Source organism: Streptomyces sp. NPDC059740, from assembly GCF_042733155.1.
GTDB lineage: Bacteria > Actinomycetota > Actinomycetes > Streptomycetales > Streptomycetaceae > Streptomyces.
Map to the genome: position 1 here is coordinate 95,732 of NZ_JBHWGP010000020.1, position 15,585 is coordinate 111,316.

The window sequence follows — 15,585 nt, forward strand, 5'->3', positions numbered from 1 at the left end:
GAGGACTCTCCGGCGCCTTGCGATGCACGGCACCAGACCACGCGACCTCATCGGACGCTCATATGGCAAGGCCCCCTTAAGGGGTGCTTTGCAGGACGCCGCGATGCTGACGGCCCCGGTGGGACGGGCGGGGTCGGATCGCCCGTCCCGCAGTGACTTCGAAGGGACCAGCATGGGCGAGACCCTCACCCACCTCCGGGCCGTGGCGTCGGCACTGCCGGGCTCACCGGTCGACAACTCCGCCCTCGCCCGCGCCTTCGGTGCGTCGGCGGCCTTCGAGGGCTGGGTGGACGCCTTCATCGGTACCCGCAGCCGGCACCTGGCCGTCGACCTGGAGACCGGTGAACGCTACGCCACACTCGCCGACCTCGCCGAGACGGCCGGGCGCCGGGCGCTGACGGCGGCCGGCACCGAGCCCGGTGAGGTGGACCTGGTCGTGATGGGCACCTCGATGCCCGACAGCCTGCTGCCGACCACCGTCAACATGGTGGCCGACCGCCTCGGCATCGACGGTGTCCCCAGCTTCCAGCTGCAGTCCGGATGCACCGGGGCGATGCAGGCGCTCGACGTGGCGCGCCAGATGCTCCTCACCGGCCGCCACCACACCGCCCTGGTGCTCGGTGGCGACGTCTGCGCCAAGCACGTCGACCTCGACGTCGACGTGGCCGCCCTCCAGCCCAGCGAGCTGGTCAACACCGTCCTCTTCGGGGACGGGGCCGGAGCGGCGGTGCTGTCCACCCGGCCGTCGCCGGACGCCGCCGTGCTGCGCCGGGTCCTGGTCCGCCTGGTGGGCCGCGGGCGCCGCCCCGGCCAGGTGGTCGAGTGGTTCGGCATGGGGGACAAGGATGAGCAACGCTCCGCCGTGCACGAGGACTTCAAGGCCATCGAGGAGCACGTACCCCGGCTCAGCGCGGAGACGCTGACCGAACTGGTCGAGGCGGAGGGCTGGAAGCCCGACCAGGTCGACTACCTCCTGCCGCCGCAGCTCTCGGTCCGGATGACCGACCGCATCGTCGAGCACCTGGCACTGCCCACGGCCACCGCCGTCAACTGCGTCGCGGACACCGGCAACACCGCCAACGCCCTGCCCTTCCTCCAGATGGAGCGGCTGTTGCCGCGCATGGAGCGCGGAGAGCGTGCCGTGGCGGTGGCGATCGAGTCCAGCAAGTGGATCAAGTCCGGCTTCACGATGGAACGGGTGTGAGGGCCGTGGCCCAGGAGCACACCGCCGCCGAGGCCCCGTCCGGCACCCGCGAAGCACCCGACCGGACCCTGACCCGCCTCCACCACGAGGGGCTCCTCGCACGCCGCTACCCCGAGGTGCGGGGGCTGCTCCGCGAGGTGCCGGAGGAGCGCCTCACCGGCCTGGGGCACCTGCTGGCCCGGCTCGACGTGGACGAGGTGCTCGCCCACCACCCCGAACAGCCCGTCCTGCGACTGGCCGTGACGGGCCACGGCACGCCCGCGGGACTGGTGGAGGCGGTGACCGCCGAGACCGCCCGGCACGGACTGCTGACCCGCCACCACGTCGCCGACTTCGGCACCTACGTGCAGGAACTGACCGACCCCGGCAGCGAACTGCACCGCAGCAGGCCCGACATCGCGGTGTGCCTGCTCGACCCGCGGACGGTGCTGGACGAACTCCCCGTGCCCTGGACACCCGAGGACCTCGAACGGGTCCTGGACGCCAAGGCCGCGCTGCTGGACCGGCTGGCCGCGGCCTTCGCCGGGGCGGGCAGCGGCACCCTGGTGCTCAACACCGTCCCGCTGACCCGCGAGGTCACCCACGCCCTGGTGGCCGCCCGCGACCGGGCCAGGGCCGCCGCCGCCTGGCACGAGTGGACGGCCCGGCTGCTGCGGCTGGGCGAGCGCCACCCCCGCCTGCACGTCGTCGACCTCGCCCCGCTGCTCGCCGAAGGCCTGCCGGCGCAGGACCCGCGGCTGAGCGCCTACGCCAAGGCCCACCTCTCCCCGGCGCTGGTGGCCGGCCACGCCAGGGAGATCGCCCACCTGGCCCGCCGGATCACCGGCCGTACCCGCAAGTGCCTGCTGCTGGACCTGGACGGCACCCTGTGGGGCGGGGTGCTGGGCGACGACGGTCTTGAGGGCATCGAGCTGGGGGAGGGCTACCGCGGCGAGGCGTTCGCCGCCTTCCAGCGTCTGGTGCGCCAGCTGGGGTCGCAGGGCGTGCTGCTCGCGGTGGTCAGCAAGAACGACGAGGAGCCCGTGCGGCGCGTGCTGCGCGACCACCCCGCGATGGTGCTCGGCGAGCAGGACTTCGTGGCCGTGCACGCCGGCTGGCACCCCAAGCCGGAGAGCATCACCGCCCTGGCCGGCCGCCTCAACCTCGGCACCGACGCCTTCGTTCTCGTCGACGACAGCACTTACGAGTGCGCACTGGCCCGCCACGAACTCCCGGAGGTCGAGACGGTCCAGCTCGGCACCGACCCCGCCCTGCACGTGTCCGCGCTGCTGCGCGAGGGCTGGTTCGACGTCGCCGAGCTGACGGGTGAGGACCGTGCCCGCACCGACGCCTACCGGGCGGAGGCGGCCCGCCGCGACTTCCTGGACTCGGCCGACGGCGTGGCGGACTTCCTGCGGGGGCTGGGCGTCGAGGTACGCCTGTCCGCCATGTCGCCCGCCGAGGTGGCGCGGGTCTCGCAGATGACGCTGCGCACCAACCAGTTCAACCTGACCGTGGAGCGCCTTCAGCCCGCGGCGGTACAGGAGTACGCCCAGGGGCCGGGCCGGTCGGTGCTGACCGTGCGTTCGGCCGACCGGTTCGGTGACAACGGCGTCGTCGGGGCCGTCTTCTGCCGGCGCGAGGGCGCGGTGCTCCACCTGGACAACTTCCTGCTCAGCTGCCGGGTGTTCGCCCGCGGCATCGAGCAGGCGTGCCTGTCGGCGGTGCTGCGGGCGGCGCGTGACACCGGCGCCGAAGAGGTCCGTGCGACCTACCGCAGCGGGCCGAAGAACGCCAAGGTGGCGTCCTTCTACCCGCGGCACGGGTTCACCGAGTGGGCCGGCGGACCGGCGGGGACGGTCTTCCGGCACGACCTGGTGGACGTCCTCGCGACCCCCGAGCACATCAGGCTGACCGAGGACTACGAGAGGACACGGACGTGAAGACCATCGACGACTTCGTCACCCTGGTCCGCGACGAGATCGGGCTGCCGGTGACGGCCGAGCACCTCGACACCGCCTTCGACGGCGTGCCGGACTGGGACTCACTGCACCTGCTGAGACTGGTCGCCGTCCTGGAACGGGAGACCGGACGCACCCTGTCCTTCCCCGACGTCCTGGAGGCCACCGACCTGAACTCCCTCTACCGCCTGGCGGTGGCCGGGTGACCGCGACCGTCCCCCTGCCGCGCCGCCGCCGCCACACCCTGCACTTCCTCTCCTACGCCCGCGCCCAGGCCCCCGTCCACCTCGACACCGAGGTGGACATGACGGCGGTGGCGGCGCACCGGACGGCGGCACGCTCCGCGGGCCGGCGCTACTCGTGGACCACGTACCTGCTGCACTGCGCGGGCCGGGTGCTGGCGGACCACCCCGAGGCCAACGCGGTCCTCACCGGCCGGGTGCTTCCGCGGATCACCCGCGGCGAGTCGGTCGACGCCAAGATCGCCCTGGACCGGCGGCTGGACGGGCACCGCGTGGTGCTCTCCGCCGTCCTGCCGGACGTCCAGCACGCCGGCCTCGACGCCCTCCAGGCCCAGGTGGACGGTCTGCGCGAGGGCGACCCGCACACCATGCCCGAGTTCGCCGGCACCCGCCTGCTGCACCGGCTGCCGCTGCCGCTGGGCGCCGCCGCCTTCCGCGCCGCCCTGCGCTCCCCGGCCGGCCGACGCCGCCGCATGGGGACGTTCGCCCTCTCCTCCCTCGGCCACACGGCGGTCGACGGCTTCCACTCCGCGGGAGGCACCACGGTGACCCTCAACACCGGCCGGGTGAGTGAACGCGTCGTGGTGCGCGGCGGCGCACCGGCGATCGCGCCGGTGATGCGGCTCGACCTCACCTTCGACCACCGCGTCATCGACGGCGCGGAGGCCGCCGAGGTCCTCACCGGCATCCGCGACGCGCTGGAGGGCTTCGCGGACGCGCCACCGGAGGCCACCGCGGCCCCGGCGGACGGAGTGCGGGGCAGGGCATGAACGACGTCGCCGAACTCAAGCACTTCGCGCTCACCCACGCCCGGGCCCAGAACCTCGGTGACACCGGGGAACTGCTGGCCCGGATCACCTCCGACGAGGGGGAGGAGCCCGGCTCCTGGGCCGGGGAGTGGCGCCGGCGCGGTGACGCCCTGCACGCCCGGGGCCGGCTGCTCGACGCGGTGCGCCACTACAACATGGCCCGCTTCCCCGGCGTGGACGGCCCCGCGCGGCGGGGCGCCGCGGACGCCGCGGTACGGGCCTTCGCCCACTGGGCGGCGGACCACGGCGTGGAGCGCCTGGAGGTCGGCCCGCCCGGGGAGCGCGTGGCGTGCTGGGCCGCCGGACTCTCCCGCTCGGCGCCGAGGCCGCTCGTCCTGGTGTGCGGCGGCATCGTCAGCCCCAAGGAGCAGTGGGCGCCCGCACTGTCGGCGATCCGCCGCGCCGGCCTGGCGGGCGTCGTCACCGAGATGCCGGGGGTCGGTGAGAACCAGACGGTCTACGGCCCGCAGTCCTGGCGGCTCTTCCCCCGCCTGCTGGACGCCGTGGCCGACCGCGCCGACGTCGCGCGCAGCTGCGCCATGGCCCTCAGCTTCAGCGGCCACCTGGCGCTGCGGGCCGCCGCCGAGGACCCGCGGATCCGCGGCGTGGTGACGGCCGGCGCACCGGTCAGCGCCTTCTTCACCGACGAGGAGTGGATCCGCGCGCTGCCCCGGGTGACGGTGGACGCGCTCGCGCGGCTGAGCCGGACGACGCCGGACCGGCTCACCGAGGTCCTCTCCGAACTGGCGCTGAGCAGCGAGGAGTTGGCAGCGCTGCGGATTCCCGTCGCCTACAGCGCCAGCCTCCGCGACGAGATCGTGCCCGCGGCCGACCTCGCACTGCTCCGCCGCCACGTCCGGGACCTGCGAGTCGTGGCGCACGACGACGTGCACGGCGCTCCCTCCCACGTGGCGCAGACCCGGGTCTGGGCGCTGCTCAACGTGGTGCGGCTCCAGCGCGGCCCGGGCGTCAGGACCGCGCTGCTGGCCGCGGTGCTCGCCGCACTGCGGGCACTGCCCCGGCGGCCCTGAGCCGTGGCACAGCACCCGGGGCCCGCCCGCGACGCGCCCCGGGTGCCGCGCCACCGGGTACCTCAGCCGTACTCCGCCAGCCGGCGCACCAGTTCCGTGCGTGAGGCGACCTGCAGCTTGCGGTAGATGCGGGTGAGGTGGACGTCGATCGTCTTCGGGCTGACCCCGAGTGCCTTGGCGATGTCCCGGGTGCGGATGCCGGTGCCCGCAAGGTCCGTGACCTCACGCTCGCGTTTGGTCAGCACCGACAGCGACTGGGCAGGTCCGGCGCACCACACCCCGGGCCCGCTGCCCGCCGTGCACGCCGAGTGCAGGCGCTCGGCGTCCGCACCCAGCCGCTCGCCGCCGTAGCGCCGGGCCAGCCGGCGGGCGGTGGTCAGCATCTGCCGCGCCTGCCCGGTGAGCGCAGCGGAGCCCCCGCACTCGGCTCCGAGCAGGAGTACCCGCGCCTGCTGGTTGACCTGTCCGGCCTGCTCGAACCGTTCGGCGGCCTCCCGGTAGAGCCGGGCCGCCTCCGCCCGCTCCCCGCGACTGCGCTGCACGTGGGCCCGGGCGGCCAGGGCGTAGGCCGCGGAGAGCGGGCCCGGCACGGTGTGCGCGGCGGCGGCGGCCGAGTCCGCCCAGGGCAGGGCGCTCAGGCCGGCCGCCACCGAGGCCGCCGTCAGCAACTCGTACGCGCCCGGGCGCAGCACCACGGGCAGCCCGGGCAGCGCGGGCCCGCCGCAGCAGGACACCAACGAGGAGAGCGCACGCCCGGGTTCGCCGTGCCACCAGGCCACCTGCGAGAGGACCAGGGCGCTCTCACCGACCCAGCCGTGGGAGCCGGGCGGCGCCGACCGGGCCGCCTGCTCGGCCAGCAGCGCGGCCAGCGGGACCCGGCCGGCACCGGCCCACCCCGTGGCCAGCGACCGCAGGGACAGCGCGATGCCGCGCAACCGGTCGGCGCCCAGCTCCGACGCGGCCTGCTCGGCCTCCTCCGCGGCCTGCCGGGCGGCGCGCAACGGCCCGGTGCACAGCGAGGCGGAGGCCAGGCCGGTCAGGAGGACGGGCAGCAGGTGGCGGTGGCCGGCGGCGCGCAGCAGCGCCACGCCCCGCTCGAAGTGCCGGCGCGCGTCGTCGAACAGGCCGAGCAGCAGCTCCGCACGCCCCAGCAGGGCCAGGTACTCGGGGTGGTGCCGCAGCCGCTGCGCGGCGATGCCGTCCAGGACGGCGGCCGCCTCCGCCACCGTGGACCGGGCGGACGGGGTGTCGCCCGCCAGCCCCTGGCACAGGCCGAGGAGGGACAGCGCCCCGCCCAGGGCACAGGGGTCCTCGTGCGCCCTTGCCACCCGGACGGCCCGCCGGCCCTGGCGCAGCGCGGGCGGCCGGCCGGCCAGCAGCCCCGCCAGTCCCTGCACGGCGTACAGCATCACCGCCTCCACCGGCTCGGGGGAGTCCGCGCCGGGCGGCGTCTCCCCGAGGGCGGCCGCCTCGGTGTGGTGGCCCAGCAGGCTCTCCACCATGACGTGTACGGCGATCAGCGACAGGCGCGCCTCGCAGGGCCAGGCCCGGACCGCCCCGGCGAACCGCTGGAAGATGCTCCTGGCCTCCCCGAGTTCACCGGCGAAGGTCAGTGCGCACGCCAGGAGCAGGGACAGCCGCAGGTTGTGCGCCGCCTGGGGGGCCGGGTCCTGGTGCAGCACGCGCAGCGCGGTGCGCAGCCAGCGGACCGCGTACCGGGGGGCGCACCACAGCGCCTCACGCGCCGCGCGTTCCAGCAGGTCGAGGTCGCCGGGCCCGGCCGCCTCCCGGAAGTGCTCCAGATGGTGCGCCAGTTCCAGCGGGCCGGCCCCCCGCTCCGCCAGCAGCCGGGCGGCGCGGCGGTGCGCGTCGGCACGCCACAGGGGGGCGATGTGGCGGTGCAGGACACCGCGCAGCGCGGGGTGGCGCAGTACGTAGACCGGGCGGCCGTCGGTGGTGCTGAGGAGGTCCCGGCGGTGCAGCTCCTCCAGAGCGGGGCCGGTGGCCTCCTCGGGCAACCGGGCGACGCGGGACAGCGCCGCCCGGTCGTACCCGTCGCCCAGCACGGTCAGGGCGTGCAGCACGGTGCGCTCCCGCGGGCCGAGCGCCGCCGTCTCCCCGAGAAGGGACAGGGAGTGCTCACCACCGGACGGCGCCGCCCCGGCCCGGTCGGCAGCAGTCTCCCGCCGGGCCGGCCCGGCGCCCGGCAGCATCGGTTCCACGCCTTCCGCCAACAGCGCCAGCAGGTAGGACGGGTTGCCGTCGCTGCGCCGGTGCAGCGGTGAGACCTCGGGGTCCTGCGGGGAGCGGCACAGTATCTGCGCGCTCTGCCGGCGCGTCAGGGGACGGAGTGCCACCTCGCGCACCGTGCCGGTCTCCACCCCGTGGGCCAGCGCGCTGCGCAGCCGGCCCGGGCTCTGCCGCGGCCGGTGCGAGAGCACCAGCAGCAGCGGCAGGTCCAGGGGGCTGCGCATGAGGTCGGCCACCAGCTCGACCGAGTCCGGGTCGGCCAGGTGGAAGTCGTCCAGGAGCAGCACGAGTCCGGTCCCGACGCAGCGGTGGAGGAACACCCGGACACCGAGGCGGGAACCGGACAGGGCCTGCGCCACCAGGGCCCGGTCCGGGGTACCGGGCCCGGTGGGAGCCCAGGCCCCGCCACCGGCGAGCGCGGCCCCCACCTCGTCGGCCAACCGGCTGGCCAGCAGCGGGGCGAAGGCGTCCCACGGGTGGGCGTTCGGGGTGTCGACGCAGCAGGCGCTCAGCGCGCGCACGCCGGAGGAATCCGCGGTGCGCAAGAATTCGGCCAGTAATCGCGTTTTACCTGACCCCGGTTCACCGGAAATGACGAGAAACGTGTTGCGGCCTTCTCCCAGATGGTGCAGGGCGTTCCGGAAAACGGCCAATTCGGTGTGGCGGACGAAAGGTTGCCGAGGGCTCGCAGTGGACGGTGGTGCGCCCATCGTGACAGGTACTCCTCACGGTGCCTGGGGAACGACATACCGAGGCGCGATCACCCGCCGTTGGAGGACCGGCCGAACCGGACGCGCAGAGAGCCGCCGGCAGCCCCGGCCGGCTTCTCTCCTCTGAACTGCTGGAAACGTCGTCGTTCCCCGCGACGGCCTGGTGGCTCCGCTGCGCCTGCGCCGTTCCTCCAAAACCGGACCAACCGTCTCACCGACGTATCGAAAAGTAGCCCCGCCCCTTCTCCGGGGTCAAGCACCGGCGATTTCGTTGACGCTTTCTTGGGGATCGGTCCGAAACCACCCCGGGTATCGCGCGGGCCGCTGCCGCAAAGCCGGCGTTTAGCACGGCTTTACGGGTGTGCCGGACGATCACGGCACGGTACGGCCGCCGTGTGGCCTGCCCGCCGAAGACCGTCAGGGAGCCGATCCGCAATGACGAACGAACAGAAGCTCACCGACTACCTCAAGCGGGTCACCGCCGAGTTGCACCGCACCAGGCAGCGGCTGGAGGAGGCGCAGGCCGCCGACGCCGAGCCGATCGCCGTGGTCTCCATGGCCTGCCGCTTCCCCGGCGGGGTGCGCACCCCGGAGGACCTGTGGCGGCTGGCCGTGGACGGGGTGGACGCCATCACGCCCTTCCCCGCCAACCGCGGGTGGGACCTGGCCGCGCTCCACAGCGCCGACCCCGACCGCCCGGGGACCTCCACCGTCCGCGAGGGCGGCTTTCTGCACGAGGCGGACCTCTTCGACAGCGAGTTCTTCGGCATCAACCCCCGCGAGGCGCTGGCGACCGACCCGCAGCAACGGCAACTGCTGGAAGTCGCCTGGGAGACGCTGGAACGCGCCGGGACGGAACCCGGTTCGCTGCGCTCCAGCGCCACCGGTGTCTTCGTCGGCGCCTTCTACAACGACTACGCCTCCCGCGTCCGCAGCAAGCCCGCCGACCTGGAGGGCTACCTGGCCAGCGGGAACACCACCAGCGTCGCCTCGGGCCGGATCGCCTACACCCTCGGCCTCGAAGGACCCGCGCTCACCGTGGACACGGCGTGCTCCTCCTCCCTGGTGGCACTCCACCTCGCGGGACGGGCCCTGCGCCGCGGGGAGTGCGACCTGGCGCTGGCCGGCGGAGCCACCGTCATGGCCTCACCCGCCGCCTTCGTCGAGTTCAGCCGGCAGGGCGGCCTGGCCCCCGACGGCCGCTGCCGGCCCTTCGCCGACGACGCGAGCGGCACGGCCTGGGGCGAGGGCGTGGGCATGCTCCTGCTGGAGCGCCTGTCCGACGCCCGCCGCCACGGACACCCGGTGCTGGCCGTGGTCCGCGACAGCGCCGTCAACCAGGACGGTGCCAGCAACGGCCTCACCGCCCCGAGCGGGCCCGCGCAGGAACGGGTCATCCGGCAGGCCCTGGCCGGCGCCGGACTGCGCCCGCACGAGGTGGACGTGGTCGAGGCGCACGGCACGGGCACCACCCTGGGCGACCCGATCGAGGCCAGGGCGCTGCTAGCCACCTACGGCCGCGAGCGCGACACCCCGCTGTGGCTGGGCTCGGTCAAGGCCAACATCGGCCACACCCAGGCCGCGGCCGGCGTCGCCGGCGTCATCAAGATGGTCCAGGCCCTGCACCACCGCGTACTGCCCCGGACCCTCCACGCCCAGAACCCGACCCGCCACGTCGACTGGTCCTCGGGATCGGTTCGGCTCCTGGAGGAGTCGCAGGACTGGCCGGACCCGGGCCGCCCCCGGCGGGCCGGCGTCTCCTCCTTCGGCATGAGCGGCACCAACGCGCACGTCGTCCTGGAGGAGGCGGCACCGGACGACGCGGCGCACCGGGAGCAGCCGGCGGCGCCCGCGGACGCCACGTCCCCGCAGCCCGTCCGCGCGGTGCCCTGGACGCTCTCCGCGCACACGCCGCAGGCCCTGCGCGAACAGGCCGCCCGCCTCGCGGACCACCTGGCCGACCGGCCCGAGGACGGCCCTGCCGAGGTGGCCCGGGCCCTGGTCCGCACCCGCACCAGGTTCGCCCACCGCGCCGCCGTCGTCGGCGGCAGCAGGGCGGAACTCCTGGACGGCGTGCGCGCCCTCGCCACCGGGCAGCCCGCCCCGCAGCTGGTCCGCGGGGTGGCGGAGCGCACCACCCGACCCGTCTTCGTCTTCCCCGGCCAGGGCTCCCAGTGGCAGGGCATGGCCGCCCGCCTCCTGACGGAGTCGCCGGTGTTCGCCGCCCGCGTCCAGGAGTGCGCCCGGGCACTGGAGCCGCACACCGACTGGTCCCTCCTGGACGTGCTGCGCGGCGAAGGGGCGGCTGCCGGCCTGGAACGGGTCGACGTCGTCCAACCGGCGCTGTTCGCCGTCATGGTGTCCCTCGCCGCGGTCTGGGAGCACCGCGGAGTGCGGCCGGCAGCGGTCGTCGGGCACTCGCAGGGCGAGATCGCCGCGGCGTGCGTCGCCGGTGCCCTGGACCTGGCCGACGCCGCCCGCGTGGTGGCGGTCCGCAGCCGGGCCCTGCGGTCGCTGGCCGGCACCGGCGGCATGGTCTCCCTCGCCGCCGGCCCCGAGGACGCCGCCTCGCTGCTGGCCCCGTGGTCCGGCGCGCTGCACGTGGCGGCGCTGAACGGTCCGGAGAGCACCGTGGTCGCCGGGCGCGCCGAGGCACTGGAGGAACTGCTTCAGGCGTGTGCGGCCGGGGACGTGCGGGCCCGGCGCGTACCGGTGGACTACGCCTCCCACACGCCGGAGATGGAGCCGCTGCGCGAGCGCCTCGCGGACCTGCTCGGGGACGTGCCCGCCCGGCGGACCACCGTCGACTTCGTCTCCACCCTGGAGGGCGGGCCGCTGGCCGACACCACCGCCCTGGACGCCGACTACTGGTACCGCAACCTGCGCAACCCGGTCCGCTTCGGCCCGGCCGTCCACCTGCTCGCCGAACGCGGGCACACCGTCTTCCTGGAGGTCAGTGCGCACCCGGTGCTCACCACCGCCGTGCAGCAGACCCTGGAGCGCGCGGGGGTGGCGGGAACGGCGACCGGCACCCTGCGCCGCGACCGCGGCGGCGCGGACCAGATCGTCGCGGCGGCCGCCGAGTTGCACGTGGCGGGCGCGGAGGTCGACTGGGAAGCGGACCTGGCAGCGGCCACCGCACGCCACGTCGACCTGCCGACCTACCCCTTCCAGGGCCGGCGGTTCTGGCTGGAGGACACCGGTGCGCCCCTGGACGCCGCGGGCCTAGGCCAGACCGCCGCCCAGCACCCGCTCCTCGGCTCGGCCGTCGAACTCGCCGACGGCGGACTGGTACTCACCGGCCGGATCTCCGCCGGCACCCATCCCTGGCTGGCGGACCACCGGGTGGCGGGCCGGACCCTGTTCCCCGGGACGGGCTTCGTCGAGCTCGCCCTGCGGGCCGGGCGCCAGGCCGGCTGCCCCGGCCTGGCCGAACTCACCGTCGAGGCACCCCTGGTGCTGCCGGAGACGGAAGCGGTGGCCCTACGGGTCACGGTCGGGCCGGCGCAGGCCGACGGCGGCCACCAGGTCACCGTCGACGCCCGCACGGTGGGCGGTGACGAGGACGGACCCTGGACGCGGTGTGCGCTCGGCACCCTCACCGCCGCCGACTCCGCCCCCCGGTCCCAGCCGCCGGCCCCGTGGCCGCCCGCCGAGGCCGAGGCCGTCGACCTCTCGGACGCCTACGACCTGCTCGGCGACGTGGGACTGGAGTACGGCCCGGCCTTCCGGCGCCTGCGCGGCGCCTGGCGGCGGGGCGAGGAACTCCTCGCCGAGTGCGCCCCCGCGCCGGAGAGCGACCCGGCAGGATTCGGCGTGCACCCGGCCCTGCTGGACTCCGCCCTCCACCTCAGCGCCCTGTCGGCCCTCACCGCCGGGGAACGCACGGTCCGGCTGCCGTTCGCCTGGAGCGGGGTGACCCTGCACGCGCCCGGCGCCGAGGCCACCCGCGCCCGGTTGACGCCCGCCGGGCCCGACGCCGTCGCGGTGGAGCTCCTCGACGCCCAGGGCGCACCGGTACTGAGCGTGGCCGCGCTGCGCACCCGTGAACTGCCCGACGCCGCCCTGCCGGACGTCTCCCGCTCACTGCTGCGCACCGACTGGGTGCCCGCCGCCGAACCGGGCACCGAACCCGCGCCCTGGACACTGGCCGAGGGCTACCAGGAGCTGCGGGCGCTGACGGAGCCGGCCGCGGTGGTCGTGGTGCGGGTCCCCGCCCTCCCGGCGGCTGCGGAACCGGACGGCGCGGCCGTGCGGTCACTGCTCACCGAGACCGTCGAGGTGCTCCAGTGGTGGCTCGGCCGGGAAGACCTCAACGGCTCCCGCCTCACCCTGCTCACCCGGGGTGGGGCCTGCCTGCCGCAGGACGGCACCGCCACGGACCTGACCGCCTCCGCGCTGTGGGGCCTGCTCCGCGGCGTCCAGGCCGAACACCCCGGCCGCTTCTCCCTCCTCGACCTCGACCCGGCCGCAACCGGCGACGAGGGCCTCGCCGCGGGCCTCGCGGTGGCCGAGCCGCAGGTGGCGGTCCGCGCCGGCCGGGCGCAGGTGCCGCGGCTGGTGCGCACGCCCGCCCCGGCCCCCGGGGACGACGCGGCGGCCCAGGCCCGCTTCGGCGAGGGCACGGTGCTGGTCACCGGCGGCACCGGTGGGCTGGGGGCCCTGACCGCCCGCCACCTCCTCTCCCGGCACGGAGTACGGGACCTGCTGCTGGTCAGCCGCTCGGGCCCGGCGGCCGAGGGGGCCGCCGCCCTGGTGGCGGACATCGAGGCGGCGGGCGGCCGGGCCACTGTGGCGGCCTGCGACTGCGCCGACGCCGAGGCGCTCGCCCGGGTGCTGGCGCAGATACCGCAGGACCGTCCGCTGACCGCCGTGGTGCACGCCGCGGGTGTGGGTGACGACGCCGTGCTCACCTCGCTCACCGCCGCACACGTGGACCGGGTGGTACGGCCCAAGGCGGACGCCGCCTGGAACCTGCACCGGCTCACGGCGGACCTGCCGCTGGCCGCCTTCGTCCTGTTCTCCTCGGCCGCCGGCGTGCTCGGTTCGGCGGGCCAGGCCCCCTACGGCGCGGGCAACGCCTACCTCGACGCCCTCGCCGCCCACCGGTCCGCCGCCGGGCTCCCCGCTCTCTCCCTGGCCTGGGGGCTGTGGGAGCAGGACAGCGCCATGACCAGCCACCTGGGAGAAGAGGGCCGCCGCCGGCTGACCCGCGCCGGACTCGTCCCGCTGTCCGCCGCCGAGGGCCTCGCCCTCCTGGACGCCGCACCGGCCACCGGCGGACCGGCCGTGGTGGCGGCCCGGCTGGACCTGCCGACCGTCCGGGAGGGCCTGCGAGGGGGAGTGCTGCCGCCGGTCGTCGGCGGCCTCGTCCCCCACCACGCGGTGGCAGCGGGCACACCGTCCTCCTGGCGCGAGCGCCTCGCCGCCCTCCCCGCCGAGGAACGCCCCGCGGCCCTGACCGCCCTGGTGCGCGCCCAGGTGGCGGCGGTGCTCGGGCACGGCTCGGCCGACTCGGTCGCCGCCGACAGGGTCTTCAAGGACCTCGGCTTCGACTCGCTCACCGCGGTGGAGCTCCGCAACCGGCTGGCGGCCGAGACCGGCCTGACCCTCCCGGCCACCCTGGTCTTCGACCACCCCACCACCGCGGCCCTGGCCGCACACCTCCTGCCGCTGCTCGCCCCGGACCACCGGCCGGCGGCCGGCGGCGACCGGCCGGGCACCGTCGCCGACCCCGGGGAGCCGGTCGCCGTGATCGGCATGGCGTGCCGCCTGCCGGGCGGCGTCCGCTCGCCGGAGGACCTGTGGCGCCTGCTGAAGGAAGGCCGGGACGCCACCGGGGACTTCCCCACCGACCGCGGCTGGGACGTGGAGTCCCTCTACGACCCCGACCCCGGGAAGGCCGGGCGGGTCTCGACCCGCAGGGGCGGATTCCTGCACGACGCCGCCGACTTCGACCCCGAGTTCTTCGGCATGAGCCCCCGTGAGGCCCTGGCCACCGACCCGCAGCAGCGGCTGCTCCTGGAGACGACCTGGGAGGCGTTCGAACACGCCGGCATCGATCCGCACAGCCTGCGCTCCAGCGCGACCGGGGTCTTCACCGGCGTGATGTACGACGACTACGCCTCCCGCATCCACCCGGTGCCCGCCGAGTACGAGGGCTTCCTCGGCACGGGCAGTGCGGGCAGTGTGGCCTCCGGCCGGGTGGCGTACACCTTCGGCCTCGAAGGGCCGACGCTGACGGTGGACACCGCCTGCTCCTCCTCCCTGGTGGCCACCCACCTCGCGGCGCAGTCGCTGCGGGCCGGCGAGTGCTCCATGGCGGTGGCCGGCGGGGTGACGGTCATGGCCACCCCCGGGGTGTTCGTCGAGTTCAGCAGGCAGCGGGGGCTGGCACCCGACGGACGGTGCAAGTCCTTCGGCGATGCGGCCGACGGCGCCGCCTGGGCCGAGGGCGCCGGTGTACTGGTGCTGGAACGCCTCTCCGACGCGCGCCGCCACGGCCACCCGGTGCTGGCGCTCATCGCCGGGTCGGCCGTCAACTCCGACGGGGCGAGCAACGGGCTGACCGCGCCCAACGGCCCGTCCCAGGAGCGGGTGATCCGCCAGGCGCTGGCGGCGGCCGGCCTGACCACCGACGACGTCGACGCGGTGGAGGCGCACGGGACGGGGACGGCGCTGGGCGACCCCATCGAGGCCCAGGCGCTGCTGGCGACCTACGGTCAGGACCGCAGTGCGCAGACGCCGTTGTGGCTGGGGTCGGTCAAGTCGAACCTGGGCCACACCCAGGCCGCCGCCGGCGTCACCGGCGTGATCAAGATGGTCCAGGCCCTGCGCCACGGCGAACTCCCCAGGACGCTGCACGTGGAACAGCCCACCACCAAGGTCGACTGGGGCGCCGGGCAGGTGGCGCTGCTGGCGGAGCCGGTGCCGTGGCCGGAGCTGGGGCGGCCCCGGCGGGCGGCGGTGTCCTCCTTCGGCATCAGCGGCACCAACGCCCACCTCATCCTGGAGCAGGGCCCCACCGAGCCGGCACCCCAGGAGGCCGCGGCGCCGGAGCACCCGGTGCCCTGGGTGCTCACCGCACGCACCGACCAGGCCCTGCGTGACCGGGCACGGGACCTGGCAGCCCGGATGGCCGACACGGACACCCCCGACCCGGTGGGCGCCGCCCACGCCCTGGCGACCACCCGCACCGTCTTCCCGCACCGCGCCGCGGTCGTGGCCGACAGCCACGACTCCCTCGTCGAAGGGGTGCGTGCGCTCGCCGCCGGCCGGACCGCCCCCGGGCTGCTGAGGCACGACGCCGGGGTGTCGGTGGGTGGTGGGCTCGGTGTGGTGTTTGCGGGTCAGGGGTCTCAGCGGGTGGGGATGGGTGGGGTGTTGCGGGAGCGGTTCG

Annotated in this window: 7 protein-coding genes; 6 read left to right on the forward strand and 1 reads right to left on the reverse strand. The window is 75.6% G+C overall.

The annotated features are described in order from the left end of the window. Positions 1-172 precede the first annotated feature (172 nt). The 5 genes from ACFV3R_RS22220 to ACFV3R_RS22240 are packed head-to-tail and all read left to right on the forward strand — an operon-like array spanning position 173 to position 5,226. Positions 173-1,204 (forward strand): 3-oxoacyl-ACP synthase III family protein, encoded by a 1,032-nt coding sequence (locus tag ACFV3R_RS22220; RefSeq protein WP_385585691.1) that lies wholly within the window; start codon positions 173-175, stop codon positions 1,202-1,204. Then, positions 1,201-3,126 carry an HAD-IIIC family phosphatase gene (locus tag ACFV3R_RS22225; RefSeq protein ID WP_385585694.1) on the forward strand — a complete coding sequence of 642 codons (1,926 nt, stop codon included), beginning with the start codon at positions 1,201-1,203 and terminating at the stop codon, positions 3,124-3,126. The genes ACFV3R_RS22220 and ACFV3R_RS22225 overlap by 4 nt, the downstream gene beginning before the upstream one ends. After that, complete coding sequence (locus ACFV3R_RS22230; RefSeq protein WP_385585697.1) at positions 3,123-3,350, forward strand: acyl carrier protein; 228 nt, start codon at positions 3,123-3,125, stop codon at positions 3,348-3,350. Before ACFV3R_RS22225 ends, ACFV3R_RS22230 begins: the two co-directional genes overlap by 4 nt. After that, entirely contained in the window at positions 3,347-4,156 is an 810-nt protein-coding gene (locus ACFV3R_RS22235) for a 2-oxo acid dehydrogenase subunit E2 (protein WP_385585700.1), read from the forward strand. The genes ACFV3R_RS22230 and ACFV3R_RS22235 overlap by 4 nt, the downstream gene beginning before the upstream one ends. After that, positions 4,153-5,226 carry an alpha/beta hydrolase gene (locus ACFV3R_RS22240; protein WP_385585703.1) on the forward strand — a complete coding sequence of 358 codons (1,074 nt, stop codon included), beginning with the start codon at positions 4,153-4,155 and terminating at the stop codon, positions 5,224-5,226. Before ACFV3R_RS22235 ends, ACFV3R_RS22240 begins: the two co-directional genes overlap by 4 nt. A 62-nt stretch (positions 5,227-5,288) precedes the next feature. Here the strand turns inward: ACFV3R_RS22240 and ACFV3R_RS22245 are convergent, their stop codons facing one another. Continuing rightward, positions 5,289-8,186: an AAA family ATPase gene (locus ACFV3R_RS22245; RefSeq protein WP_385585706.1), complete on the reverse strand. Its 2,898-nt coding sequence runs from the start codon at positions 8,184-8,186 to the stop codon at positions 5,289-5,291. A 435-nt stretch (positions 8,187-8,621) separates the two neighbouring features. On the opposite strand from ACFV3R_RS22245, the gene ACFV3R_RS22250 reads away from it, so the two are divergent. Beyond that, the coding region (locus ACFV3R_RS22250) for a type I polyketide synthase (RefSeq protein ID WP_385585709.1) at positions 8,622-15,585 on the forward strand (6,964 nt) is incomplete at its 3' end.